The 22,947-nt window shown below is 64.6% G+C and carries 25 protein-coding genes and 2 pseudogenes; 12 read left to right on the plus strand and 15 right to left on the minus strand.

Annotated elements, in window-relative coordinates; translation table 11 throughout:
• Entirely contained in the window at positions 1–1,029 is a 1,029-nt protein-coding gene (ruvB, locus tag I2488_RS09510) for a Holliday junction branch migration DNA helicase RuvB (RefSeq protein ID WP_196275560.1), read from the plus strand.
• Between the two features lie 568 nt (positions 1,030–1,597).
• Here the strand turns inward: ruvB and I2488_RS19565 are convergent.
• Complete coding sequence (locus tag I2488_RS19565; protein ID WP_343071023.1) at positions 1,598–2,251, minus strand: hypothetical protein; 654 nt, start codon at positions 2,249–2,251, stop codon at positions 1,598–1,600.
• 19 nt (positions 2,252–2,270) lie between these two features.
• Here I2488_RS19565 and I2488_RS19570 point away from each other — a divergent pair, with 19 nt between their 5' ends.
• The gene (locus tag I2488_RS19570; RefSeq protein ID WP_246465595.1) at positions 2,271–2,345 is read left to right on the plus strand and encodes a hypothetical protein; all 75 of its coding nucleotides are present in this window, start codon (positions 2,271–2,273) and stop codon (positions 2,343–2,345) included.
• Positions 2,346–2,438: 93 nt separating this feature from the next.
• Here the strand turns inward: I2488_RS19570 and I2488_RS09520 are convergent, their stop codons facing one another.
• The 5 genes from I2488_RS09520 to I2488_RS09540 form a co-directional block, all read right to left on the minus strand.
• The gene (locus I2488_RS09520) at positions 2,439–2,621 is read right to left on the minus strand and encodes a hypothetical protein (protein ID WP_196275562.1); all 183 of its coding nucleotides are present in this window, start codon (positions 2,619–2,621) and stop codon (positions 2,439–2,441) included.
• Positions 2,622–2,687: 66 nt separating this feature from the next.
• Positions 2,688–3,005, minus strand: coding sequence for a DUF1294 domain-containing protein (locus I2488_RS09525; protein ID WP_343071024.1), 318 nt, complete (start codon positions 3,003–3,005; stop codon positions 2,688–2,690).
• Positions 2,986–3,249 carry a hypothetical protein gene (locus tag I2488_RS09530; RefSeq protein WP_196275563.1) on the minus strand — a complete coding sequence of 88 codons (264 nt, stop codon included), beginning with the start codon at positions 3,247–3,249 and terminating at the stop codon, positions 2,986–2,988. The genes I2488_RS09525 and I2488_RS09530 overlap by 20 nt, the downstream gene beginning before the upstream one ends.
• Before the next feature lie 14 nt (positions 3,250–3,263).
• Positions 3,264–3,569: a nucleotidyltransferase domain-containing protein gene (locus tag I2488_RS09535; RefSeq protein ID WP_196275564.1), complete on the minus strand. Its 306-nt coding sequence runs from the start codon at positions 3,567–3,569 to the stop codon at positions 3,264–3,266.
• Positions 3,566–3,985: a nucleotidyltransferase substrate binding protein gene (locus I2488_RS09540; protein ID WP_246465584.1), complete on the minus strand. Its 420-nt coding sequence runs from the start codon at positions 3,983–3,985 to the stop codon at positions 3,566–3,568. The genes I2488_RS09535 and I2488_RS09540 overlap by 4 nt, the downstream gene beginning before the upstream one ends.
• A gap of 198 nt (positions 3,986–4,183) precedes the next feature.
• Here I2488_RS09540 and I2488_RS09545 point away from each other — a divergent pair, with 198 nt between their 5' ends.
• Positions 4,184–4,570, plus strand: coding sequence for an endonuclease domain-containing protein (locus I2488_RS09545; protein WP_196275565.1), 387 nt, complete (start codon positions 4,184–4,186; stop codon positions 4,568–4,570).
• Between the two features lie 107 nt (positions 4,571–4,677).
• Here I2488_RS09545 and I2488_RS09550 read toward each other — a convergent pair whose 3' ends face one another.
• Together I2488_RS09550 and I2488_RS09555 are read right to left on the minus strand one after the other, a co-directional pair.
• Entirely contained in the window at positions 4,678–5,220 is a 543-nt protein-coding gene (locus I2488_RS09550) for a hypothetical protein (RefSeq protein ID WP_196275566.1), read from the minus strand.
• A 77-nt stretch (positions 5,221–5,297) separates the two neighbouring features.
• Positions 5,298–6,353 carry a ribonucleotide-diphosphate reductase subunit beta gene (locus tag I2488_RS09555; protein WP_196275567.1) on the minus strand — a complete coding sequence of 352 codons (1,056 nt, stop codon included), beginning with the start codon at positions 6,351–6,353 and terminating at the stop codon, positions 5,298–5,300.
• 588 nt (positions 6,354–6,941) lie between these two features.
• Here I2488_RS09555 and I2488_RS09560 point away from each other — a divergent pair.
• Complete coding sequence (locus I2488_RS09560) at positions 6,942–7,187, plus strand: DUF2171 domain-containing protein (RefSeq protein ID WP_196275673.1); 246 nt, start codon at positions 6,942–6,944, stop codon at positions 7,185–7,187.
• Positions 7,188–7,468: 281 nt separating this feature from the next.
• Here I2488_RS09560 and I2488_RS09565 read toward each other — a convergent pair whose 3' ends face one another.
• A complete protein-coding gene (locus I2488_RS09565; RefSeq protein WP_343071025.1) occupies positions 7,469–7,930 on the minus strand; it encodes a PepSY domain-containing protein in 462 nt (153 codons plus the stop codon).
• A gap of 160 nt (positions 7,931–8,090) precedes the next feature.
• Positions 8,091–10,097, minus strand: coding sequence for a ribonucleoside-diphosphate reductase subunit alpha (locus tag I2488_RS09570; RefSeq protein ID WP_196275569.1), 2,007 nt, complete (start codon positions 10,095–10,097; stop codon positions 8,091–8,093).
• A 492-nt stretch (positions 10,098–10,589) separates the two neighbouring features.
• On the opposite strand from I2488_RS09570, the gene I2488_RS09575 reads away from it, so the two are divergent.
• Positions 10,590–10,838 (plus strand): GlsB/YeaQ/YmgE family stress response membrane protein, encoded by a 249-nt coding sequence (locus I2488_RS09575; RefSeq protein WP_196275570.1) that lies wholly within the window; start codon positions 10,590–10,592, stop codon positions 10,836–10,838.
• 218 nt (positions 10,839–11,056) lie between these two features.
• Here I2488_RS09575 and I2488_RS09580 read toward each other — a convergent pair.
• Positions 11,057–11,941, minus strand: a pseudogene (locus I2488_RS09580) (YifB family Mg chelatase-like AAA ATPase); the annotation flags it as partial.
• 46 nt (positions 11,942–11,987) lie between these two features.
• Here I2488_RS09580 and I2488_RS09585 point away from each other — a divergent pair.
• The 5 genes from I2488_RS09585 to I2488_RS09605 all read left to right on the plus strand — a co-directional run bounded on the left by I2488_RS09585 (position 11,988) and on the right by I2488_RS09605 (position 16,251).
• Entirely contained in the window at positions 11,988–13,535 is a 1,548-nt protein-coding gene (locus I2488_RS09585) for a recombinase family protein (protein WP_196275571.1), read from the plus strand.
• A gap of 643 nt (positions 13,536–14,178) precedes the next feature.
• Positions 14,179–14,769, plus strand: a complete 591-nt coding sequence (locus tag I2488_RS09590; protein ID WP_196275572.1) for a hypothetical protein — start codon at positions 14,179–14,181, stop codon at positions 14,767–14,769.
• Positions 14,770–14,909: 140 nt separating this feature from the next.
• Positions 14,910–15,089: a hypothetical protein gene (locus I2488_RS09595; RefSeq protein WP_196275573.1), complete on the plus strand. Its 180-nt coding sequence runs from the start codon at positions 14,910–14,912 to the stop codon at positions 15,087–15,089.
• Between the two features lie 383 nt (positions 15,090–15,472).
• Positions 15,473–15,643 (plus strand): hypothetical protein, encoded by a 171-nt coding sequence (locus I2488_RS09600; RefSeq protein ID WP_196275574.1) that lies wholly within the window; start codon positions 15,473–15,475, stop codon positions 15,641–15,643.
• Positions 15,644–15,690: 47 nt separating this feature from the next.
• Positions 15,691–16,251 (plus strand): recombinase family protein, encoded by a 561-nt coding sequence (locus I2488_RS09605; RefSeq protein ID WP_196275575.1) that lies wholly within the window; start codon positions 15,691–15,693, stop codon positions 16,249–16,251.
• Here the strand turns inward: I2488_RS09605 and I2488_RS09610 are convergent.
• Positions 16,192–16,911, minus strand: coding sequence for a hypothetical protein (locus tag I2488_RS09610; protein ID WP_196275576.1), 720 nt, complete (start codon positions 16,909–16,911; stop codon positions 16,192–16,194). The two genes, I2488_RS09605 and I2488_RS09610, sit on opposite strands and share 60 nt — an antisense overlap.
• A gap of 89 nt (positions 16,912–17,000) precedes the next feature.
• Positions 17,001–17,657 (minus strand): annotated as a pseudogene (locus I2488_RS09615) (magnesium chelatase domain-containing protein); the annotation flags it as partial.
• 161 nt (positions 17,658–17,818) lie between these two features.
• Here I2488_RS09615 and I2488_RS09620 point away from each other — a divergent pair.
• Entirely contained in the window at positions 17,819–18,517 is a 699-nt protein-coding gene (locus I2488_RS09620) for a hypothetical protein (protein ID WP_196275577.1), read from the plus strand.
• Positions 18,518–18,520: 3 nt separating this feature from the next.
• On the opposite strand, the gene polA is transcribed toward I2488_RS09620, so the two are convergent.
• Positions 18,521–21,358, minus strand: coding sequence for a DNA polymerase I (gene polA / locus I2488_RS09625; RefSeq protein ID WP_196275578.1), 2,838 nt, complete (start codon positions 21,356–21,358; stop codon positions 18,521–18,523).
• 280 nt (positions 21,359–21,638) lie between these two features.
• Between polA and I2488_RS09630 the strand changes: the two genes are divergently transcribed.
• Positions 21,639–21,821, plus strand: a complete 183-nt coding sequence (locus I2488_RS09630) for a hypothetical protein (RefSeq protein ID WP_196275579.1) — start codon at positions 21,639–21,641, stop codon at positions 21,819–21,821.
• 148 nt (positions 21,822–21,969) lie between these two features.
• Here I2488_RS09630 and I2488_RS09635 read toward each other — a convergent pair whose 3' ends face one another.
• A complete protein-coding gene (locus I2488_RS09635) occupies positions 21,970–22,938 on the minus strand; it encodes a serine hydrolase (RefSeq protein WP_196275580.1) in 969 nt (322 codons plus the stop codon).
• Between the last annotated feature and the right edge of the window lie 9 nt (positions 22,939–22,947).

The raw sequence follows: 22,947 nt of genomic DNA on the forward strand, positions 1-22,947 counted from the left end.
ATGACCGATACCCCCCTCCTCTCCGCCGCCTCGCAGATCGAGGATCAGGACGCCGCGTTGCGGCCCAAGACGCTGGCCGAGTTCGTCGGGCAGGCGGGTGCCAAGGACAACCTGCAGGTGTTCATCGAAAGTGCCAAGCAGCGGCGCGAGGCGATGGATCATGTGCTGTTCTTCGGCCCTCCGGGCTTGGGCAAGACCACGCTCGCCCAGATCATCGCGCGCGAATTGGGCGTCAACTTCCGCGCCACCTCCGGCCCGGTCATCGCCAAGGCGGGAGACCTCGCCGCGCTGCTGACCAACCTCGAACACGGCGACGTCCTGTTCATCGACGAGATTCACCGCCTCAATCCCGTTGTCGAGGAAGTGCTCTACCCGGCAATGGAAGACCGCGCGCTCGATCTGATGATCGGCGAGGGTCCCTCGGCCCGCTCGGTGCGGATCGACCTGCCGCCCTTCACCCTGATCGGCGCGACGACGCGGCAGGGCCTGCTGCAGACGCCGCTGCGGGATCGCTTCGGCATCCCGGTGCGGCTGCAGTTCTATTCGGTCGAGGAACTCGAACGCGTCGTCGCGCGCGGGGCATCGCTGATGGGCATCGGCATCGACAAGGGCGGCGCCACCGAAATCGCCCGCCGGTCACGCGGCACCCCCCGCGTCGCCGGCCGCCTGCTGCGCCGGGTGCGAGACTTCGCGCAAGTGGCGGGCGCCGAGAAGATCACGCAGGCCATCGCCGACAATGCGCTGACCCGACTCGAGGTCGACAAGATCGGGCTCGACCTGCAGGACCGCCGCTACCTGACGATGATCGCCGACATCTACAAGGGCGGCCCGGTCGGCGTGGAGACGCTCGCCGCCGGTCTGTCCGAACCGCGCGATACGATCGAGGAAGTGATCGAGCCCTACCTGATCCAGCTCGGCATGATTGCCCGCACCGCGCGCGGTCGCTGCCTCAACGATCGCGGCTGGCAGCACCTCGGGCTGACGCCCCCGACCGGGTCCACGCCCTCGCTGTTCGACCAGCCCGAGTAGCGCCCGAGTCTGCCCCCCGTCCGCGAGAGTTGCGGGAGAGTCAGGGGGGAGTTGCGGGGGAGTTGCCGTAGAGTTGGATTCAAGGCTTCACCCTCGCGCGCAGTTCGGTCCCATTCTGGCACAGAGTTAACCCCGCGTCCGCTCCGGTCCCGTTTTCGGTCAGATTCACAAGCTGAAACACGGTTAACGGCATTGCCCCCGCGCGCGCCATCTGCGTTCTTCGATCGGTAAGGAAGGGTCAGCAGAGCATTAACCCGCTTCTGGTAGCCCGTCCGCCAAGAGACGTAACGGAAGCAACGATCATGTCGGTTCGGATGGCATTGGCAAAACTGGCAGCGGCGGCGGCGGGAGGGGCTATGCTCGGCGGCGGCGCGGTGCACGTGTCGGAAGCGCCTTCGAAGGGCGAGATCCACCACGTCAAGCCGGTCAAGGTCAAGACGACCAAACCCGCCAAGCGCATCGCCAAGCGCCCGGCCAAGCGCGAGATCCACCGCGCTCGCCGGATCGTCACCACCACGACCACGAAGACCTGCGAACCCGCGCCGCAGATGGCGATGGTGCCGGTGCCCTACATGCCGCCCATGCCCCCGCAACCGACCGGTTCGACCGGCGGCGGCGTGCCGGTGGTGATCGGCGGCGGCGGCATCGGCGGGTTCGGTGGCGGCTTCTTCGGCGGGTTCTTCGGCGGCAGCAGCGGGGGCGGCGGCAGCGTGGTGGTCTCCTCGACCAGCACCGGCTCCTCCTCCACCTCGGGCGGCTCGACCTCGTCTTCGACGTCGGGCGGGTCGACCTCGACCAGTTCGGGCGGCATCACCAGCTCGACCACCACCGGCGGCGTTTCCACATCGACCGGCGGCGTCTCGACTTCGACCTCCACCTCGTCGGGCAATGTCAGCACGTCTAGCGGCTCGGTCAGCACGTCTTCGGGCAACGTCAGCACGAGCAGCGGCAACGTCTCCTCGTCGAGTGGCAATGTCTCGACCTCGAGCGGGAACGTCAGCACGTCGAGCGGGAACGTCAGCACAAGCTCCTCGACCTCGTCGTCCACCTCCTCGGGCAACGTTACCTCGAGTTCGTCGACCTCGTCGTCAACGTCCAGCTCCACCTCAAGCTCGACCTCTTCGTCGACATCGTCTTCGACCTCCTCGTCGACCTCTTCCTCCACCTCGTCGAGCTCGAACGGCGGCAGCACCACGACGACTTCGTCGACCAGCAGCGGCACCGAAGTGCCGGAGCCTTCGATGGTGATCCTGTTCGGCGCGGCAGCGGCAGCGCTGGTCGCGCGGCGGCGGTACGGCAAGCAGGCGACGGCCTGACCTTCAAGACTTTTCGACCTGCTGCGGCGGGTTACGGGAAGGGCGGCGTCCGGGGGGAAGCCGCCCTTTTTGCTTGCCTGCTATGCCGGAAGATCAGTCGCAGCCGCCGTCACCGCAATCGCCGCTGCCGGCGTCGGTAGCCCACCACATGCCGCCGGAACCGTGGCCCTTGTCCTTGGGCCGGTCCGACGCCGGAAGCTGCGGCCGCAGCGCAATCAGCGCCAGCCCGATCACGACAATCACGATCGCCAGGAAACCCCAGAACAGCGCCGGCATAGGCACACCCCTCCATCCGGACGGGAGAGTGCGCGCAGTCGGCTGCGTCGTCAAACGGCGATTGCGTCAGGCCTGCAACATGCCGCCGATGTGCCAGCCCACCGCGCCGCCGAGCGCCACGAATTGCAGGAAGGCAATCGCCTTCAACTGGCCGACGAAGGGCTGCTTGCGCGTCTTGTGACGGAACACGCGCCGCGCGAGGAAGGCGCCGGGCGTGCCGCCGAGGAACGCGCCCATAAGCAGGCTCGATTCGGGGGTGCGCCAGGTCCCACGCAAGGCGGCGCGCTTGTCAGACCAGAAAGCAGTGAAGGTGTGCAGGTTGACCAGCAGCAGCCAGCCGCCCGCGATCTTCAGCAGCGGCAGCTCAGCCAGCGCTTGCGGCACGGTCTATCATATCCATGAAATCGCGCGCCGCCTCACGATCCTCGGCATCCTTGAACGCCACGTCGAGATCGGGCGCAGACCCAAGCATGTGCAGCAGCGACCACAGCCCGAACCGGCGGGCGCGGTCCTTCTCCAGCCCGAAATCAACCAGCATCTTCTCGATCCCCGCCGCAAAGGCATCGGGGGTGACGGCGGGCAGATCATCGGTGCCGAAATAGCGGCGGAGCTGGTCGTCGAGTTGCATGGGACAGCGCTATGTCAGAGAAGCACCACGCCGTCACGATCGATGATCGCGGCGAATTCCGGCGAGACGCTGCGGCAATCGACCAGATCGACCTTCCACGGAAGCGCCGATTCATCGAAGGCGTCGCGCAAGGCCGCCATCAGCGAGAGCGGAAGTGCGTCAGCTGCCAGCAGCGCGAGATCGAGATCGGACCATGGCTTGGGCTGGCCCCCGGCCCTGCTGCCAAAGACTCGGACCGTTGCACCCTCAGGCAGCCACTGCCGCAGGATTGCGCGGACTTCTGCCAGTTCCTCGTCGGAGAGATGCAAAGCCGCGTTCACGCCCGCGCCTGCAAGCGGTCCAGCAAACCGCGCGCCTCTGCCAGAAACGCCGGGATCGCGGCGACGACCTGCACTGCCTTGGCCTCGTCATAAGTGTGCGAGGTGATGTTGCGCATCTCGCGGAACGTGCGCCATTCGGCCCACTGCCCGGCGACGAGACCCTGCTCCACCCCGGTGCGGATAAGGTCAGGAAAAGTCAGCCGATCAATCGCCTCTGGATTGGCGGCCCCCTCCTCCAGCGCACGGCGGAGCATCTTGTGGGCAAGGTCATACGTGAATTCGAACCGCTGGATCAGCCCGTCACGAATCTGCGTGTCGCTTTCGTCGGTACGGAATCGCGCGAGGCCCTCGTCGAGTCGGGCGACGGCATTTGCGAGGGGAGAGAAGTCCAGCGGCATGGTAGAGCCATGTGCCATCATTAGCAGGTTGGGGGCAAGAGCGCCCCTTTCTTCCCCCCTCCCGCAAGCGGGAAGGCGCTCCCGTTTCTTCCCCCCTCCCGCAGGCGGGAGGGGTTGGGGGTGGGCATTCGCCGAACAGGCGAACCGAAACCAGAACCCACCATTTCCGCACCATCCAACCTTGCCCCCGCGCCAACCGGAGGCAACCTTGCGCCCATGCGCGAGTTCAAACCCCGCAACACCGTCCGCGCGCGCACTCTCCGCCGCGAGGCAACGCCGATGGAGCGCAAGCTGTGGCGCTGTCTTTCCGGCAGTGCACTGGGCGCAAAGTTCAGCCGCCAGATGCCCGTCGGCCCCTACTTCGCCGATTTCCTCTGCCGGGACCTGATGATCGTGGTGGAGCTTGACGGTTACAGCCACGACCTGCGGCCTGAGCACGACGCCGCGCGCGATCGCTGGATGGCGCAGGCGGGCTATCAGGTGCTGCGCTTCACCAACGCCGATGTGCACGGGAACGTCGAAGGCGTGGCGACCGCCATTCGCCTGGCCGTCGATGCCCGGCGCTTAGGGTTTGTCCGGCTAACGCCGGATGCCCACCCCTAACCCCTCCCGCCTGCGGGAGGGGGACAAGAACACCGCCGCGCCACAGGAAACCCTTCCTTCTCCCCTCCCGCAAGCGGGAGGGGCCGGGGGTGGGCATTTGAATAGCGTCAAATGATACTGCGCCAAAAGATGTAGAATATGGAAACTACCCCAACGAGCATCAGAAAGACTGCTGAGGCATTAAACCATGCAGGAAATTGCCTCTGATGCACGACTGGAACGTACTTTGCCACACAATCGGCACTTCTGACCGAATCAATATTCGGTCCGTTCAATATCTGAACTGTTATGACTTCTTTTGGAGCGATAAAATTTATCTTTAAGACCCAATTCCCGTGTGAGTTCATCTCTGCTGAGTGGGAAACTGGAGGAACGAGAGTGTATCCCGCAGGTGGTCCGGCCGATGCTATGACTTCAACATCTGTTGCGGCCAATCGGCCAAGATTCTGAATCATGACTTGACCTGAGCGCAGCTGCACTGGGATCGGATCACCGTCATTTTTTAAGGTAAAGAATGTCGATGGAGGACTGAAAAAAACTAGCCTCACTCGGCCTTGCAAAACCTTCGCAGCCCAAACTGAAAAAATTGTACTTAGCGCCGAAAGCAGCGCTGAAATTCCTTCAGTTGAATTGAGAAATGTCTGCAGCAAATGTGTACCTCTAGCTGGGAGCGCGAGGGGCCTAGCCCCTCGCATCAATCCCTTCTTACCTCTTCACCCCCCAAACCTCACTCCGCCGCAATCCCCGCAGCGCCGAACATGTCAACATCCACCTCAACCGGCGCTTCCACGTTCGCCGCCGACTTGGCGCTGCGGCGCTTGTCGAAGCTGCTCCACACCGTGTTCCAGTCGCCCTTCGTTGCCGCCTTCGAGTATTCCGTGGCGCGGGTTTCGAAGAAGTTGGCGTGTTCGACGCCGTTGAGCAGCGGGGCGAGCCAGGGGAGCGGGTGGTCTTCGATCATGTAGATCGCGGGCAGGCCGAGCTGGCTCAGGCGCCAGTCGGCGATGTAGCGGATGTAGCGCTTGATTTCCTTGGCGCTCATGCCCGGGACAGGGCCCTGTTCAAAGGCAAGGTCGATGAAGGCGTCTTCGAGGCGCACCGTCTTCTGGCAGCAGTCGATGATGTCTTCCTTCACCGCCTTGGTCAGGCAGCCGCGCTCCTTGACGAAGGCGTGGAACAGGCGGGTGATGCCTTCGCAGTGGAGCGATTCATCGCGGACCGACCACGAGACGATCTGGCCCATGCCCTTCATCTTGTTGAAGCGCGGGAAGTTCATCAGCATCGCGAACGAGGCGAAGAGCTGCAGCCCTTCGGTGAAGCCGCCGAACATGGCGAGCGTGCGGGCGATGTCCTCGTCGTTGTCGACGCCGAAGGTCTGCAGGTAATCGTGCTTGGCCTTCAGCTCCTCGTATTCGAGGAACATGCCGTATTCGCTCTCGGGCATGCCGATGGTGTCTAACAGGTGCGAATAGGCGGCGATGTGCACCGTCTCCATGTTGGAGAAGGCGGCGAGCATCATCTTGACCTCGGTCGGCTTGAACACGCGGCCGTACTGTTCGTGGTAGCAGTTCTGCACTTCCACGTCGGCCTGGGTGAAGAAGCGGAAGATCTGCGTCAGCAGGTTGCGCTCATGATCCGAGATCTTCTGCGCCCAGTCGCGGCAATCCTCGCCCAGCGGCACTTCCTCGGGCATCCAGTGGATCTGCTGCTGGCGCTTCCAGAACTCGTAGGCCCAGGGATATTCGAAGGGCTTGTAGGTGGGGCGGGCTTCAAGAAGGGGCATGGGGCTGGTCCTGTGCTGATTCTGTCAATGTAAGGTCTGATGCGGCCGGGCAAAAGCGCGCGTGGGGCCTTTGCGGGGGATAGTGGCGGGGTTTTCCACGCCCATGAATCGTGTCCTTTGGGGCAGGAACCCTCGGCCCGGCGACAGGGGCCATCGGACTGGCGCGGCGCCGGGTTTCCGGGCGGAACGGCGGGTGCGGCGGGCGGTTGTGAGAGCAAGGGCGCGCGGATCGCTGCGCCCACGCGACACCACTGAAATCGCAGGAGAATTGCCATGGGCGAGTATGAGCCGAACGATTCCCGCAACGTCACCGGCGCCAATGCCGGAGAGCGGCAGCAGCAACAGCAGGGCGGCACCGGACAGGCGGACCGGCAGGAAGGCATCCGCAGCCCCGGCGGCGCAGACCAGCAGACCGGCGGCGACCGCTGGAGCGGCGACTACACCGGTGGCCAGATGGGCCAGCAGTCGGAACGGCAGAACCAGGGCCCGATGAGCTCGCGCTCCGACAATTCCGGCACCGAGGGGCAACAGGTGCAATTCGATGCCGGGCAGGGTCAGATGGGTGGGGGTCAGATGGGAAGCGGCCAGATGGCCGGCATCCGCGAGCACATGGAAGTGATCGGCGCGGACGGCGTCCACATCGGCACCGTCGACGGCGTCGAGGGTGGCCGGATCAAGCTGACGCGCAAGGATTCGGACGCAGGCTTTGAAGGCGGAACCCATTCGGGCCACCATCATTACCTCTCCACCGGGCTCGTTGCCGAAATCGAGGGCGACAAGGTGCGCCTCTCCGCCAATGGCGATGTCGCCTGGGGCATGCTGGAAGAAGAATAAGTCCGGCCAGTTTACGTCCGGAAAGGCTGCGAGGCATTTTCGCCGTCCGTCTCCGGACCGCAAGAACGTCCCGCCCCCTTCGGGACCAGGTCGTGCCACGCGACCGGAGAGCGCTCCGCCGAAAGGCGGGGCGTTTTTCTTGTTCGTTGGGTGCGCCTTCCGCATCCGCAGAAGGCTTGCGGTGCCGACCCGCTCCCCCGGCCCGGCCACCCAGAGCATACCTGCGAGGTAGCCGGGCCGGGGCAGCGACCCGACACCGCGTCCAAAGCTTGTGCTTCTAATTACTTCCAGAACCAGCCGGGCTTGAGGCTGCGGACCTTGCGGTTCTTCCACATCGAGAAGTACATCCACAGGCCCGAAATGCTGAAGAACAGCAGCGCGAAGCCGGTCATCAGCGAGATCGCCGTGCCGAGCGGCCCGAATTCCTCGCCCGAATGCAGGTGGTGAAACCAGCCGACCAGCGACTTCATGCCGCCCGGAGGCGCCTTGGGACGGCACATCATGGTTTCGGGGCAGACGAAGCCCTGCGGAACCGGCGGTGGCCCGGCCTGCTCGCCCGACGGCCAGAGCGCCGTCACGTGACTGGCGACGCCGGTAAACGCCATCCAGATCATGAAGACCCCGAAGAACACCGTGATCCAGCGGTGCCACTTGCGCATGAAACGAACCCCTTTGATAATGCGAATTGATCGCAAGAATAGACAAAGCCGCCTTAGCGGGCCTGACTGGGATCGTGCAAGCACAAGTCTTGTCGCGGATTGTCGCAGGGGTGCGCCAGCCGCAAAGTGTCGCGGGGTGTAACGGGGATGTGCTGTCCGGCAGTCGGTCTGACGTCTTGTGACGCACGGAGACTGCCGGACGGAGCATGGTTCGCCTAAGCGAGGGGCAGGACTGGCACCACCATCACTGGCAGGCCAGGCATTCCTCGTAGTCGGTCTGGCCGGCCGACAGTTCGATCTTCGGGGCCTCGGCGGTGTTGTCCGCTTCGACGCCGCCGGCAAAGCCTGCGCGCTGGACCGACTTGGAGCGGAGGTAATAGAGGCTCTTGATGCCCTTCTCCCACGCCTGGAAGTGGAGCATCATCAGGTCCCACTTGTCGACGTCGGCCGGGATGTAGAGGTTCAGCGACTGGGCCTGGTCGATGTAGGGCGTGCGGTCCGCCGCGAATTCGAGCAGCCAGCGCTGATCGATCTCGAAGCTGGTCTTGAACACGGCCTTTTCCTCGGGGCTCAGGAAATCGAGGTGCTGGACCGAGCCGCCCTGTTCGAGGATCGAGTTCCACACGTTGGTGGAATCCTTGCTCTTCGCCGCGAGCAGCTTCTTGAGATAGGGGTTCTCGACCACGAACGAGCCCGACAGGGTCTTGTGCGTGTAGATGTTGGCCGGGATCGGCTCGATGCAGGCAGACGTGCCGCCGCAGATGATCGAGATCGACGCGGTCGGCGCGATTGCCATCTTGCAGCTGAAGCGCTGCATCACGCCCATTTCGGCAGCGTCCGGGCACGCGCCGCGTTCCTGCGCGAGCAGGATCGAAGCCTCGTCCGCCTTGGCGGCGATGTGCTTGAACATCTTGAGGTTCCACGCCTTGGCCATCGCGCTCTCGAAGGCGATGCCCTTGAGCTGGAGGAAGGAGTGGAAGCCCATCACGCCCATGCCGACCGAGCGTTCGCGCGCGGCGGAATACTTGGCGCGGGCCATCTCGTCGGGCGCGCGGTCGATATAATCCTGCAGCACGTTGTCGAGGAAGCGCAGCACGTCCTCGATGAAGCGCTTGTCGCCGTTCCACTCGTCCCAGGTCTCGAGGTTGAGCGAGGACAGGCAGCACACCGCGGTGCGATCGTTGCCGAGGTGGTCGCGGCCCGTCGGCAGGGTGATTTCCGAGCAGAGGTTCGAGGTCGAGACCTTGAGGCCCAGTTCGCGGTGATGCTTGGGCATCATGCGGTTCACCGTGTCGTTGAACACGATGTAGGGCTCGCCCGTGGCGAGGCGGGTTTCGACGAGCTTCTGGAACAGCGAGCGCGCGTCGACGGTGCTGCGCACCGAGCCGTCCTTCGGCGAGCGCAGGTGGAATTCGGCGCCATCGCGCACGGCTTCCATGAACTCGTCGGTCAGCAGCACGCCATGGTGCAGGTTCAGCGCCTTGCGGTTGAAGTCACCGCTAGGCTTGCGGATTTCGAGGAACTCCTCGATCTCGGGGTGCGAGACGTCAAGGTAGCAGGCGGCCGAGCCACGGCGCAGCGAGCCCTGGCTGATCGCCAGCGTCAGCGAATCCATCACGCGCACGAAGGGGATGATGCCGCTGGTCTTGCCGTTGAGGCCGACAGATTCGCCGATACCGCGGACCTTGCCCCAATAGGTGCCGATGCCGCCGCCGCGCGAGGCGAGCCAGACGTTCTCGTTCCAGGTGGCAACGATGCCTTCGAGGCTGTCATCGACCGAGTTGAGGTAGCACGAGATCGGCAATCCGCGCCCGGTGCCGCCGTTCGAAAGCACCGGCGTTGCCGGCATGAACCACAGCTTCGAGATGTAGTCGTAGAGGCGCTGGGCGTGCTCCTGATCGTCGGCATAGGCATCGGCCACGCGCGCGAACAGGTCCTGATACTTCTCGCCCGGAAGCAGGTAGCGGTCGTCGAGCGTGTCCTTGCCGAAATCGGTCAGGCGCGCATCGCGGCTGTCGTCAGTGACGATGGTGAAGCGGCGCGGATTGACCTTCTTGGAATCGCTGACCGGTGCCGCCGCGACTGCGGCCGCCGCAACCGTTGCCGCCATGCCCGCGACGAGCGCGTCGCTGCCTGCGTCCTTGCTGTTCATGTCGAGCGCCTTTGCTTCACCGCCAGCGGCTGCTGCAGCGTCTGCAAGTGCCAGTTCGTCCTGCGCAACCACGGAGCCGTCTCCAGTCCTGAAATCCACGTTCAACCCCCGTTCGCACGCCGGGCCAGAAGCCGCAGCGATCAGTCCAGCTTCGAATCGGGTGCGTTCCCGATCCTACAGGAGACGGAACGAAAGTGGAACAATGCTGTTCCGCACGCGCTCGGCTCCGAATTCATCGATCGCGGCCTTCGTGCTCCTCGCGCAGGCAAAGCACTGCCATTGCGCGCAAAACACGCCCAAGCGCTCTAAACTAGGTTTAGAGGTCCCCCTGAAGCCCGACCACAACCCATAGTGCCTCAACCGGATTCAGACACAAGAGGGTAAACGTCCGGACTAGGACTCGATTCGTCGCACGTGCGATTCGCTTCGTCGCCGCAAAGAGCATTGTGCAGTGCAGCGACGCGCGGGAAGACCTGCTGTTCAAGGGGGAAACGACGCTCGTCGAAATATTTTTCGCCCCGATCACCAAATTGTGGACAAGAATCCGTCAACCGCCACCATATGTGGTGTCCACAGGAACGGAGTGCAGGTGTGCTGAATCTGATCTCGATCGTCTTCACCGGCCTGGTGGTCGGCGTGCTGGCGCGGTTCTTCTATCCCGGCGACGTCGACATCGGCTTTCTGAAGACCGTCCTGCTCGGCATCGGCGGAGCGCTCGTGGCGGGAGTGTTCGCCAGTTGGAAATCGGGCGGGACATTCGGCGAAGGCGTAAACCGTGCGGGCTGCCTCGCCTCGGTGATCGGGGCGATGCTGCTGATCTTCCTCGGGCGGAATCTTTAAGAAGGTTTCACGCAGACGCGGGGAGAAGGGTTAAAGAGTTTTCTCACGCGAAGACGCAAAGACGCGAAGATGTTGTGAGCGCCGCAGGCCTGGCTTCTTGCAACAAACCTCGGACCGGGAATGAAGCAGCTTCGCCGGAAGCTCGCCCCCCCCTTTGCGTCTTCGCGTCTTTGCGTGATTCAAGTCTGAAAACACGGCGCCACTGCGTGAACAATCCTTCAAGCGCGCGGCGCGATTCTCCGATAGCTGAGCGCTTCGGCCACGTGAATGCGGCCCACGGTGTCCGCGCCCGCCAGATCGGCAATCGTCCGTGCCACGCGCAACATGCGGGTATAGCCGCGCGCGGACAGGCGCATGGCTTCGGCGGCCTGGGCGAGCAGCTTTCGTCCCGGCTCGTCAGGCGTGGCGTGCGTATCGAGCAGGTCTCCGTTCAATTCGGCATTGCTGCGCATGCCGCTGCCCTCAAGCCGGGCGACCTGCACCGCCCTTGCCCGCACGACCCGCGCCGCAACCTGGTCCGAGCCTTCGGCTGGCGGCGGCAGGGCAAGATCGGCGGCGGATACCGGATCGACCTCGACATGCAGATCGATGCGATCGAGCAACGGGCCTGACACCTTCGACTGATAGTCCCCGGCGCAGCGCGGCGCGCGGCTGCAGCCCAGCGCGGGATCGCCGAGATGGCCGCAGCGGCAAGGGTTCATCGCCGCGACAAGCTGCACGCGGGCCGGGAAGGTGACGTGGGCATTGGCCCGGGCGACGGTGACCTCGCCCGTCTCCAGCGGCTGACGCAAGGAATCGAGCACGGCGCGCTGGAATTCGGGCAGTTCATCGAGGAACAGCACGCCGAGGTGGGCAAGGCTGACCTCTCCCGGCCGCACTTTCAGCCCGCCCCCGGTCAACGCCGCCATCGAAGCGGAATGATGTGGCGCGCGAAAGGGCCGGGCGCGGCTGATGCGGCCATCCTCAAGCGTGCCTGCGACCGATGCCACCATCGACACTTCCAGCGCCTCGGACGGGGTCAGTTCCGGCAGGATGCCCGGCAGGCACGAGGCCATCAGCGACTTGCCCGCGCCCGGCGGCCCGATCATCAGCATGTGTAGACCATAGGGACCCCTTGAAGGAGCCCTAGCGATGCGCCACAGTTTCCCGATGGCCAAGGTCTACAGCTACAGCCGCTTTTCGACGCCCGAGCAATCCAAGGGCGACAGCTACCGCCGACAGACGGAGGCCGCGCGCGCCTTCGCTGATAGGCACGGTTTGGAACTGGACGAGGCCCTAACGTTCCATGACGAGGGCGTTTCGGCTTTCAAGGGCGGGAACCTTGCGCCGGGGGCCGCTCTTGCTCAATTCCGGGAGCGGGTCCGGGAGGGTCTCATCGAACCGGGTTCGATCCTCTTGATCGAAAGCCTAGACCGCCTCTCCCGCATGGAACCGCTAGACGCCATGGCGGAGCTTACCGACCTCCTAAGGTCCGGGGTGAACGTCGCAACGCTGACAGACGGGCGGGTCTACTCCCGCGAAACGCTCCGGCAGGACAACGGACTAGGCCTCATGGTCGCGCTCATGGTCGCCGTGCGGGCGCATGAAGAGAGCGCCATCAAAGGCCGTCGGGTCGCCGCTGCGTGGAACGAGAAGCGCCGCAAGGTTCGCGCCGGGGAAGCGGAAAGGCTGACCCGCAAGGCTCCCGCGTGGCTGGTTGCGGACGGCTCCGGGTGGCAGGTAGACGAGGACAGAGCCGCGATTGTCCGGCGGGTCTACTCCCTCACTCTCTCCGGTGAAGGGGAGCACAAGATTGCCGAGCGGTTCAACCGGGAGGGAGTGCCGCCCCTTGGTCGCGGTCGCATCTGGCACCGTTCGTCGGTCGCCAAGTTGCTACGCAATCGGGCCGTGATCGGGGAACTCACGCCGGGGCATATCGAGCACCGGGAGGGCCGCAAGGTCCGTGTGGAGGAGGAGCCCATTGCCGGGGCCTTCCCGGCGATTATCGAGCAGGAAACATGGCTTGCCGTGCGGGCCTTGAAGGACGGCGAGACGGGAGCCGCTAGGGGCCTTGCCGGTTCCCGCCCGATTGCCAACATCCTTGCCGGTCTGGCGCGCTGTCCGCTTTGCGGTGGGGCCATGACGAGGGTTTACAAGGGGAGCGTTGCCAAGGCTGGCGTTGCGCGGCTGGTCTGCACCCGCGCCAAGGCCGGGGCGGGTTGCTCTTACCAATCGGTCCGCTTGCCGGACGTAGAGGGCGCTATCCTCTCTCACCCGGAATTGGCCTTGAAGGACATTCCAGCCGGGAAAGCCGGACAGGACCTAGACCGGGAAGCCCTCTCCCTCGAAAGCAACATAGCGGGGACCGTGGCGCACATGACGGACCTTGCCGAGGCCTTGGAGGCTCACCCGTCGAAAGCCGGCGCCGCGCGGCTGGCGAAGCTAGAGGCCGAGTTAGGAACTCTCCAAGCGGCGCTAGAGGCGGTTGAGGAGCGGCGGACCATGACGGACCAAGGGTTGATCCGTGCGCGGGCCGAGCGGCTATTCGACGCCCTCGAAGCGGCCAGCGGGGAGGCTTCGCCAGACAAGGGGCTGGTCAATGCTGCCATGCGTGTTTTGTTCTCCGGGGTGACGGTCGATTACCGGACAGGCGAACTCCGGTTCCACTGGAAGCAGGGAGGCGAAACCGCCTTGGCTTATGGTCGAGCCTTTCCATAAAGATCATTTATGGATGGCCTGCTGGCCATATCGAAAGAAAAATAGGTTCCCCTCTTCGGGAAGACGAGCCCTGAAGTGCCGTAGCGATCCATTATGATCCGCTACGGTTGGGACATGACGATAGACCAAGAGGGATAGTCATAACGACAGCCTTAACGCTGTCTTGGCCCTGTCTGTCTTCGCTCCTCTGGCTGGTCTCCTCTCCCGGTGGTCTTTGCCAAGGCCGACCGCGACACCCCACAGGAAACGATAGGAAACCCCATGACCATTAGCGTCAGCCTTCGCGCGGCCATCAACGCGAAGTGCAAATCTTGCCTCTACGATCCAGACTGCCGAGGCTGCGGCCATTGGCGCGAGCAAGTGGAGGACTGTGCGTCCGCTAACTGCCCTCTTCACGCTGTCCGACCCCGGTCGAAGGCTGCCAAGGCCGCCTAGGAGTGCCAGAAGGCCACTTTTGCGACCGTAGAGCGCAAATTGGGGCGGCCACGCCCCCTGACTACCCAATTCCCATGTTCCCCCGCTCCTTGCCCTCAAAAGTGGGTGAGGGGCCGTCCTGTGAGGGACCGCCGCTCCGGTTGTGGCTGCCGGGGCGGCGGAAAGACATGGGCTCAAGCCACAAGCCATCTTGAACACGGAAACTCACATGGACGACATCAACGACTTAGACAGCATCCCCGGTATGCCCTCTGCCGAGAGCATCCGCACCGAATTGCTCCGAACCGCCGGGCCCGAGTATTGGCGCCCGAACGGGGAGCAGGACGGCAAGCCGACCGACTTCACTGGTCTACCGGAAGAGACCCGTAACAAGGTTCTTGGGGCCCGCGTCCTGCAAGGGCCGGGGCCATCGGCCACGCCCTACCAGCAAGCGATTTTCGATCAGCACCAGAAAGCGATTGCGCTCGAGAAAGAGGAGGCGCGGCTCCTCGAGCGTATGACCGAGATCAAGGGCTATGACCGCGACACCGGCGAGGGCATATCCAGCACGAGCGAGGATCAGATGGTCGCCCTCTCTCACTTGCTGACCCAGGTGCAGCGGGAGCGCGCTTTGCTCATGGGCGAAGGCGGGCAAATCCGCCTCCGGCGGAAGCTAGAGGAGTCCGTGCGGAAGGTTCAGGAGCGACACCGCGAAGCCTACATCATGGCCGAGGCTAAGCGCCGCGCCGCGGCTGCTGAGACCGAGGAGCGGATTGCCGCCATGGCTGCGGGCATCCGTAGGACCAAGACCAACAAGTGACCGACCGGCTTGCCCGCATCGCGAGCCGGGTTGCCCGTAAGAAGGCGAGGGGCGTAAGCCCTTCGCCGTGGGCTATCACAAAGGACCGCGCGCCTGACTTCGATCCTTGGGCGGACATTCCCGAGGATCAGCGTAGCAAGGTGACCGAGAGGCTCCCCAACGGAACCTTGGCTGAAACCTACGTTGATACGCTGGACGAGTTCCAGTTCGTTCCTGACGATCCCGAGCCCGAGGAGCCCGAACCGGTCGAGCCGGCCGGCGATCCCGAGCGGGCCGCCAAGGCGACGCAATGGACCTTCCGGGGTCAGACCTACGATTGATTTTGGCGCGAAATTCCGAACGCCCATATTCGCGCCTCACTCTTGGCCGCTCCCCCGTAGGGGGTGGCCGGTCCCTCTTTCCCCGCCGCGCGCCGGACAGCGCTACGGGAAGGGCGGGCGGGCGGCTCCCTAGACCGGTAACCCGTGCTCTTTGCCGGGGAGGGTGAGCCCCGCCCGCAAACTTTCCCGCCGTGCTGTCCTTTGCGCCTCCTAGGGGGACCGCACGGCGGGCCCTTGTCCCTGTCCAAGAAGGTATACCCATGGCGGACGTCCGGCCACTTGAGGGAAAGTGTCCGATTAGGGTTGACAGCGATTTATCGGACAGGCAATTAGAAAGGGTCTAGACCCAAATCGGACGGTCTAGCAGGATAGGAGATGCTACCATGACCACCGAGACCGCTACCGCCCTTCGCATCCGCGACGCCATCCGCTCGACCGTTGGCGCGCCCCATATCGCTCCCCGGTTCAACGTGGAGGCAGACGGCTCCCCGGAGGCTGCCACAGCGCTCCGTATTCGCACCTCGCTAGACCGCTTGCTTGGCCTTGCGGACTGACAAGGGACGGGGCCGCAAGGCCCCTTCCCGTCAAAGGAGGACAGGACATGGCACTTGTCGGATATGCCCGCGTCTCTAGCGTCGGACAGTCGCTAGAGGTTCAAGAGACCGCGCTCCGGGATGCCGGATGCACCAAAATCTTCGCCGAGAAGAAAAGCGGGAAGGGCCGCGCCGGGCGCCCTGCCCTAGCCGACGCCCTCGATTGGATCAGGGAAGGTGACACGCTGGTCATTACCCGACTAGATCGGTTGGCGCGGTCCGCCGGGGACCTTCACAACATCATCGCCCAGGTGCATTCCAAAGGCGCTGACTTTCGGGTCCTACAGCAAGGCGGAATTGATACCGCAACGTCTACCGGCAAGCTCCTCTTGGGGCTCTTGGCAGTAATCGCCGAGTTCGAGACCGACATACGCGCCGAGCGCCAACGCGACGGCATAGAGGCTGCAAAGGCCAAGGGCGTCTACAAGGGCCGTCCCGCGACGGTTGACGCCAAGGCCATACGCGCCGCCCTTGCGGCTGGCGAAGGGCCCGCATCGGTCGCCAAGCGGCTAGGGATTGCTCGCTCTACCGTCTACCGGCTTGCTGGTCCCCCGGACGGGGAGCGTTGATGCGGGCATTGCTTGGTTCGGGCGCGTTTGCGCGTTGGCCTGCTTTTTTTCGATCCGCACTTTCTTGATGTGCAACACGTCGTCCCACTTCAAGAGCACTACTTCGTCTGACGAGGTAAGGAGTGCCGCCCGTTCGCTGTCTGCCTCCACGATCTCACCGCGAAATCGCCCCTTGACGGTTAGCAACTCGGAGCACTCCGCCTCGCAGACCTCTCGCCGCTCGATACTAGCAACCACCCCGGCATAAAAGCCCGGCAGGACGTAGAGAGAATAGAGGACGAGCGTTGCACCGTAGAACAGCCAAATCGTGCGCCCTGCGCGAGTGCCTGACCCTACAACGATTTGACCTTTTACCCCCGCCAACCAACTTTGAGGAAGGACGGTAGCAAGCGGTCGTAGGAACCGAGAAATCGAGTAAACGATTGCGTAGGTGCAGCCCACAATGGCCAAACCCAAGGGCCCGACGGCCAGCACACTATACAGGTCAGGCGTGATAGCGCCCCTTAAATTAAAGGCCCTGAGATGCCCCCTGTAAAACGAGAGGCCCGCGAGATAGTCCACACCAACTAACGCGGGAACAACGGCAGCAAAAAGGCCAGCATGTGCTGAGACCGTCCCCAACAGCAGTTTAGCGCGGCTCTCCATCACGTCTTCGTTCATCTGCCCCCCAAGCGTCATGGACCGCGAGGATAGCGCGCCCAAAGCGCCGCAAGCAACTCCCCTTCAATATCAGCAAGTTCCGCTAGGGGTCCTTGCGTTCCTCTCATCAGCAGGTTGTGTCCACCAGCCGCGGCAATCTCCAGCGCGCGCTTGGCGGTTTCCTGGCCTTTGACCTGCTTGAGGTCAGGCATGCGGCGCGGCGGCTCTGCCACGCCCTGCGACGGTTGAGGCAGGCGGTGCTGCCCCTTGAGGTGATTGAGCAGGCCGATCAGGTCCGGCGCGGCGATCACGTCGATCCCGCTGGCCCAGCGCGCCTCCGGCCCCTGCGCGGCGGGGCAGATCAGGCCCTTGTCCTCGCCACTGGCATGGAGCGCGGCAAGCAGCACGCCCGGAGAGGGCAGCACGCGCCCGTCGAGCGCGAGTTCGCCCACCGCCACATAATCGGCGATCTGTTCGAGATCGACCACGCCCATCGCCGCCAACAGCGCGAGCGCGATCGGCAGATCGTAGTGCGAGCCTTCCTTGGGCAGATCGGCAGGCGAGAGGTTCACCGTGATCCGCTTGGGCGGAAGCGCCAGGCCGAGCGCGGACAGCGCCGACGAAACCCGCTCCCGGCTTTCGCCCACGGCCTTGTCCGGCAGGCCGACCAGCCGGAACGCGGGCATGCCCGGCGCCACCTGGCACTGCACCTCGACGCCACGCGCCTCCAGTCCGAGATAGGCCACTGTCGAGACCAGCGCGACCATCGATCCTGCACTCCATCCGCAATGCTACGTAGCCTAGCAGGGCGAACGACAGTGCGGCGGCGGGATGCGGCCATTTCCGAGGCATTCCCCCAACATGGTGAAGCGATCTTAACCGCGTCCCTTGGCAATTCGGCAAGTCGTGCGCGCGGAGAAGGTGCACCATGCTCCGCCGCGCCCTCCTTCCCGCGATCTGCGCCATGCTCGCCTGCCAGCCGGTGCTGGCGCGCGAAGTGACGACGCGGACGTGGGTGGAGAACGGCGTCACCTGGACCGAAACGACGGTCGTCGAAGTCGAGGAGCCGGGATCCGAACGCATCGCCGGCCTGCCCCGCGCCGCGGTCAAGGGCGTTGCCAGCTTCGGTCCGTTCGAAGTGCTCGACGGCAGCCGCGCCGCGCTTGTGGCGGAAACTGACAGCTACTCGCCTGCGGACTTCCAGAAGATGCTCCGCGCCTTCCCCGGCATCCATGTGCTCGAGATGCCCGACTGCCCCGGCACGGTCGACGACCATGCCAACCTTCGCCTCGGTCGGCTGATACGCGCGGCGGGCCTCGCCACGCTGGTGCCGGAGCACGGCTCGGTCCGCTCGGGCGCAGTCGAACTGTTTCTCGCCGGGGCGAGCCGCAGTGCGGCGCCAGACGCCGAATTCGTCGTCCACTCGTGGATCGACGACGAGGGCCATGAACCCGACGATTTCGCCGCGTCAGACCCGGTCAACCGCGCCTATCTCGACTACTATCGCGAAATGGGCCTCGGCCCCGACAAGGCCTCGGCGTTCTACGCGCTGACCAACTCGGTGCCGAACGATCAGGTCCTGACGCTCGGCACCGCAGATCTGGCAAGATACGCGGCGCTGAACTGAAGGTCAGTGCGCCGCGCCCCATGACAGGCCGGTACCGATCTCCACGCCAAGCGGCACGCTGAGCTTCACCGCAGGCTCCGCCGCCGTCGCCATCACGCGCTCGATCACTGGCCGGGCCTTTTCCACATCGCCTTCCGGAAGCTCGAACACGAGTTCGTCGTGGACCTGCAGCAGCATCTTCACGTTGGGCAAGCCTGCTTCGGCCAGACCGGGCATCATGCGGGCCATGGCGCGCTTGATGATGTCGGCGCTGGTGCCCTGAATCGGGGCGTTGATCGCGGCGCGTTCGCTGCCCTGGCGCTCGGCCTGGTTCTTCGAGCCGATGCGCGGGAACCATGTCTTGCGGCCGAACAGGGTCTGCGAATAGCCGCACTCGCGCACGCTCTCCAGGGTTTCGTGGATGTAGCGCTGGATACCGGGGAAGCGCTCGAAGTAGCGATCGATCATCGCCTGCGCCTCGTCTGCGCTGACGCCGAGACGCCCGCCAAGACCCCAGCGGCTGATGCCGTAGAGGATGGCGAAGTTGATCGTCTTGGCGCGCCCGCGCGTGTCACGATCGACCGTGCCGAACATCTCCATCGCGGTGCGTGCGTGGATGTCCTCGCCAGCAGCGAAGGCTTCCTTCAGCGCCGGAACGTCGGCCATATGCGCGGCAAGGCGCAGTTCGATCTGGCTGTAGTCCGCCGCCAGCAGCACGTTGCCCGGCTCGGCCACGAAGGCATCGCGGATCTGGCGGCCGATCTCGGTGCGGATCGGGATGTTCTGGAGGTTTGGCTCGTTCGAGGACAGGCGTCCGGTCTGCGCGCCGACGAGGCTGTAGCTGGTGTGGACGCGCCCGGTCTCGGGATTGATCGCCGCCTGCAAGGCATCGGTGTAGGTCGACTTGAGCTTGGACAGCTGACGCCATTCCAGCACCAGTGTCGCCACTTCCGCCCCTTGTGCGGCCAGCCCTTCCAGCACCGACTGATCGGTCGAGTACTGCCCGGTCTTGCCCTTCTTGCCGCCCTTGTAACCGAGCTTGTCGAACAGGATCTCGCCCAGCTGCTTGGGGCTGCCGATGGTGAAGCTCTGCCCGCACTTCTCGAAGATCACGCCTTCGAGCCGGGCGATCTGCGCGGCGAACTCGGTGGAGAGGCCGGAGAGCCGCTCGCGGTCTACCTTGATGCCATTGCGCTCCATCATTGCCACGACCGGCACCAGCGGGCGGTCGACCTTCTGGTAGATCCGCATCCCCGCCTCGTCGACCAGACGGGGCTGGAACAGGCGATGGAGGCGCCATGTGACGTCGGCGTCCTCGGCCGCATAGCGCGTGGCGTCAGCCAGCGGCACTTCGGCGAAGGAGATGGCCTTCTTGCCAGTGCCGCACAGGTCCTTGAACTTCATCGTAGTGTGCAGCAGGTGCCGCTCGGCCAGTTCGTCCATGCCGTGCCCGGCAAGGCCCGTCTCGCTGCGTCCGGCATCGAGGCAGAAGCTCATCACCATGGTATCGTCGATCGGCGCGACATGGACGCCGTGGCGGGCGAGGATGTTGAGGTCGTACTTGATGTTCTGGCCGACCTTGAGCACCGCATCGCTTTCCAGCAGCGGCTTCAACGCGGCCAGCGCTTCGGCGCGGTCAATCTGCACCGGCTTTTCGGCGAACATGTCCGCCCCGCCATGGCCGAGCGGAATGTAGCAGGCATCGTTGGGGCCAAGGGCGAGGCTGACCCCCACCAGATCCGCGCGCATGGCATCGAGCGCGCTCGTCTCGGTATCGATCGCCACCACGCGCGCTTCGAAGGCCCGCGCGATCCATTGCTGCAACTCGCCCATGGACTGGACGCAGGCATAGGCGCCGAGATCGACCGCAGGCCACGACGGCAGCGACTGGCGATTGCCCGCAGGCGCGGCCGGAGCCGCCTTGTTCTCGGGCTTGGCGGGATTGAGCTGCGTCTTCGGCCCCGGGCTGCCCTTGCCGTCGTCGAGGCGACGCAGCAGGCTGGTGAAACCGTGCTCTTCGAGAAAAGCAGCCAGCGGATCGCGCGGAATCTGCCCGAGCGCGAAGTCCTCGATAGGGATGGGCAGCGGGCAATCCTCCTTGAGCTGCACCAGCACGCGCGAGAGGCGGGCCATCTCGGCCTGCTCGATCAGGCTCTCACGCAGCTTGCCAGCCTTCATCGAGGGAGCAGCGGCGAGCGCCGATTCGAGATCGCCGTATTCCTGGATCAGCTTGGTCGCCGTCTTGGGGCCGATGCCGCGGATGCCGGGCACGTTGTCGACCGAATCGCCCATAAGCGCGAGAACGTCGCCGACCTTCTCCGGGGGCACGCCGAACTTCTCGACCACCTCGGGAATGTCGATGCGCTGGTTCTTCATCGTATCGAGCATGTCGATGCAGCCACCACCGGTGGCGCACTTGCCGACGAGCTGCATCAGGTCCTTGTCGGAGGAGACGATCGTCACGTCCCAACCCCGCAGCGTGGCGGCGCGAGCGTAGGAGGCGATCAGGTCGTCCGCTTCCAGCGCGTCTTCCTCGATGCAGGCAAGGCTGAACGCCCGCGTCGCATCGCGAATCAGCGGAAACTGCGGCACCAGATCCTCTGGCGGCGGCGGACGGTTGGCCTTGTACTGATCGTAGAGGTCGTTGCGGAACGATGTGCCGGCCTTGTCCAGAATCACCGCGAGGTGCGTCGGGCCGTCAGCCTTGTGCAGATCCTCGGCCAGCTTCCACAGCATCGTCGTGTAGCCATAGACCGCGCCCACGGGCGTGCCCGCAGGATTCGTGAGCGGCGGCAGGCGATGATAGGCGCGGAAGATATAGGCCGATCCATCGACCAGATAGAGATGCTGCTTTTCGTCCATCAGCGGGTGTTAGCAGGGCCGGGAGCCGCCGTCATGGGGTTGCAGGACCCGCTGTCACAATCGTTTTGGCGCACGCCAAGGTCGGCTCAACGCACGGAAATCGGGCAAAAAAAAGGCCATCCGGCCCAAACGAGTGGCAGAACGCGACAGAATGCATACGTCTTGTGCTTGCAACGCGATGAATTGCCGATTAATTGGGTCGCGAAGTCTACCGACTGAGTAGGCTTTGCGGCGGGCTGCTTGCCCGGCGCTGGTCACTTCAATCCAGGGATTGTAACGCATGCGCAAGCTCATCCTCGCCGCTGTCGCCGGCACCGCCTTCGCTCTCGCTGGCTGCTCGGAAAAGCCGGCTGCTGAAGCCACCGAAGCTGCTGCCACCGAAGCTGCCACCGACGTCGCTGCTGACGCTTCGGCTCCGGCTGCTGACGCTTCGGCTGAAGCGAGCGAAGCTGCTTCGATGTAATCCGCGCCCGCAAGGGCAGGTTACATGAGATAGAAGGGGCGTGGTCTTCGGACCGCGCCCCTTTCTCTTTGGGCCTGTGCCACGGCGCAAGACAAAGGGCGGCAGTCTGCACTGCCGCCCTTTGTCTTGCTTCAAGGAATATCAGGCCTCAGCGGCGACGGACGAGGTCCTGCGTGCTCTTGGCCGCCGGCGTGCTGTAGCCATCATAGATCGTGCGCATCATCCGCGCGATCAGCCCGGCGTGGGCCGTGTGGCCTTCCGGCCCGGTCACGAAGAACACCACTGCCAGATGCCGCCCGTCGGGCAGGCGGACGATGCCGACATCGTCGGTAACGCCGGCCAGCGTGCCGGTCTTGTGCGCGACAAGCGTGCCTTCGGGCAGGCCGGCACGAATCCGGTTCTTGCCCGTGCTTGTCCTCGTCATCGTGTCGAGCAGCACGGCGCGGCTTTCGGGGCTGAGGGCATTGCCGCGATCGATCGCCGAGAGCAGTGCCAGCATGGCACGCGGGGTGCTTGAAGTACGCACGTCAACAACCCGAGCCGGATCGACCCTGCCATCATCGCGCACCAGCGTGGCCATGGTGTGATCGAGCCGCTGGCCGGTGATGCCGCGCGACGTCAGCCAGCGATTGACCTTGTCATAGCCGCCGACCGCACGGATCAGCCCGTCGGTTGCTTCGTTGTGGCTGCGCGTGATGGAAAGCTCCATCAGGCTCTGCGCCGTCATCATCTCGCCCGCACGGAGCGGAGCCTCGGCGCTGCGCGCGCCGGTTTCGCGCACAGGCATCATCATCGGGAACTGCTGGTCGAGCCGTGCCGAGCCCTTCTCGACAAGATCGAGGAACGTCGCCGCCACGGCGATCTTGGCAGTGCTGGCCATCGGGAACGGCATGTCGGCATTCACGAAGATCTGGCCGCCGCCGTCGAGATCCATCGCGGCAACGCCGATCCGTCCGCGCCCTTCGGCGGCAATGGCGGCAACCTGCTGCTGGATCGCCTGATCGCGCTGGTCCTGCAGCGATACCGTGGCGCGGCTCTGCACCGCAGGCACGGTGGCGACCAGCGCGGGCGCCGCGACCATCAACGCGGCAATGATTCGTGCGGTGCGGAACTTCATGCCTTGCTG

This window comes from Novosphingobium jiangmenense, from assembly GCF_015694345.1.
GTDB lineage: Bacteria > Pseudomonadota > Alphaproteobacteria > Sphingomonadales > Sphingomonadaceae > Novosphingobium > Novosphingobium jiangmenense.

What these genes read in the sequence shown, in the direction of transcription:
- I2488_RS09610 (WP_196275576.1), bottom strand. Translation starts at nt 16,911, where the DNA reads ATGAACGAAGACGTGATGGAGAGCCGCGCTAAACTGCTGTTGGGGACG.
- I2488_RS09540 (WP_246465584.1), bottom strand. Translation starts at nt 3,985, where the DNA reads ATGGCACATGGCTCTACCATGCCGCTGGACTTCTCTCCCCTCGCAAAT.
- I2488_RS09630 (WP_196275579.1), top strand. Translation starts at nt 21,639, where the DNA reads ATGCGCAAGCTCATCCTCGCCGCTGTCGCCGGCACCGCCTTCGCTCTC.
- I2488_RS09635 (WP_196275580.1), bottom strand. Translation starts at nt 22,938, where the DNA reads ATGAAGTTCCGCACCGCACGAATCATTGCCGCGTTGATGGTCGCGGCG.
- I2488_RS09590 (WP_196275572.1), top strand. Translation starts at nt 14,179, where the DNA reads ATGGACGACATCAACGACTTAGACAGCATCCCCGGTATGCCCTCTGCC.
- I2488_RS09545 (WP_196275565.1), top strand. Translation starts at nt 4,184, where the DNA reads ATGCGCGAGTTCAAACCCCGCAACACCGTCCGCGCGCGCACTCTCCGC.
- I2488_RS09600 (WP_196275574.1), top strand. Translation starts at nt 15,473, where the DNA reads ATGACCACCGAGACCGCTACCGCCCTTCGCATCCGCGACGCCATCCGC.
- I2488_RS09560 (WP_196275673.1), top strand. Translation starts at nt 6,942, where the DNA reads ATGGCCGGCATCCGCGAGCACATGGAAGTGATCGGCGCGGACGGCGTC.
- I2488_RS09605 (WP_196275575.1), top strand. Translation starts at nt 15,691, where the DNA reads ATGGCACTTGTCGGATATGCCCGCGTCTCTAGCGTCGGACAGTCGCTA.
- I2488_RS09555 (WP_196275567.1), bottom strand. Translation starts at nt 6,353, where the DNA reads ATGCCCCTTCTTGAAGCCCGCCCCACCTACAAGCCCTTCGAATATCCC.
- I2488_RS09620 (WP_196275577.1), top strand. Translation starts at nt 17,819, where the DNA reads ATGCTCCGCCGCGCCCTCCTTCCCGCGATCTGCGCCATGCTCGCCTGC.
- I2488_RS09530 (WP_196275563.1), bottom strand. Translation starts at nt 3,249, where the DNA reads ATGCAACTCGACGACCAGCTCCGCCGCTATTTCGGCACCGATGATCTG.
- polA (WP_196275578.1), bottom strand. Translation starts at nt 21,358, where the DNA reads ATGGACGAAAAGCAGCATCTCTATCTGGTCGATGGATCGGCCTATATC.
- I2488_RS09585 (WP_196275571.1), top strand. Translation starts at nt 11,988, where the DNA reads ATGGCCAAGGTCTACAGCTACAGCCGCTTTTCGACGCCCGAGCAATCC.
- I2488_RS09520 (WP_196275562.1), bottom strand. Translation starts at nt 2,621, where the DNA reads ATGCCGGCGCTGTTCTGGGGTTTCCTGGCGATCGTGATTGTCGTGATC.
- ruvB (WP_196275560.1), top strand. Translation starts at nt 1, where the DNA reads ATGACCGATACCCCCCTCCTCTCCGCCGCCTCGCAGATCGAGGATCAG.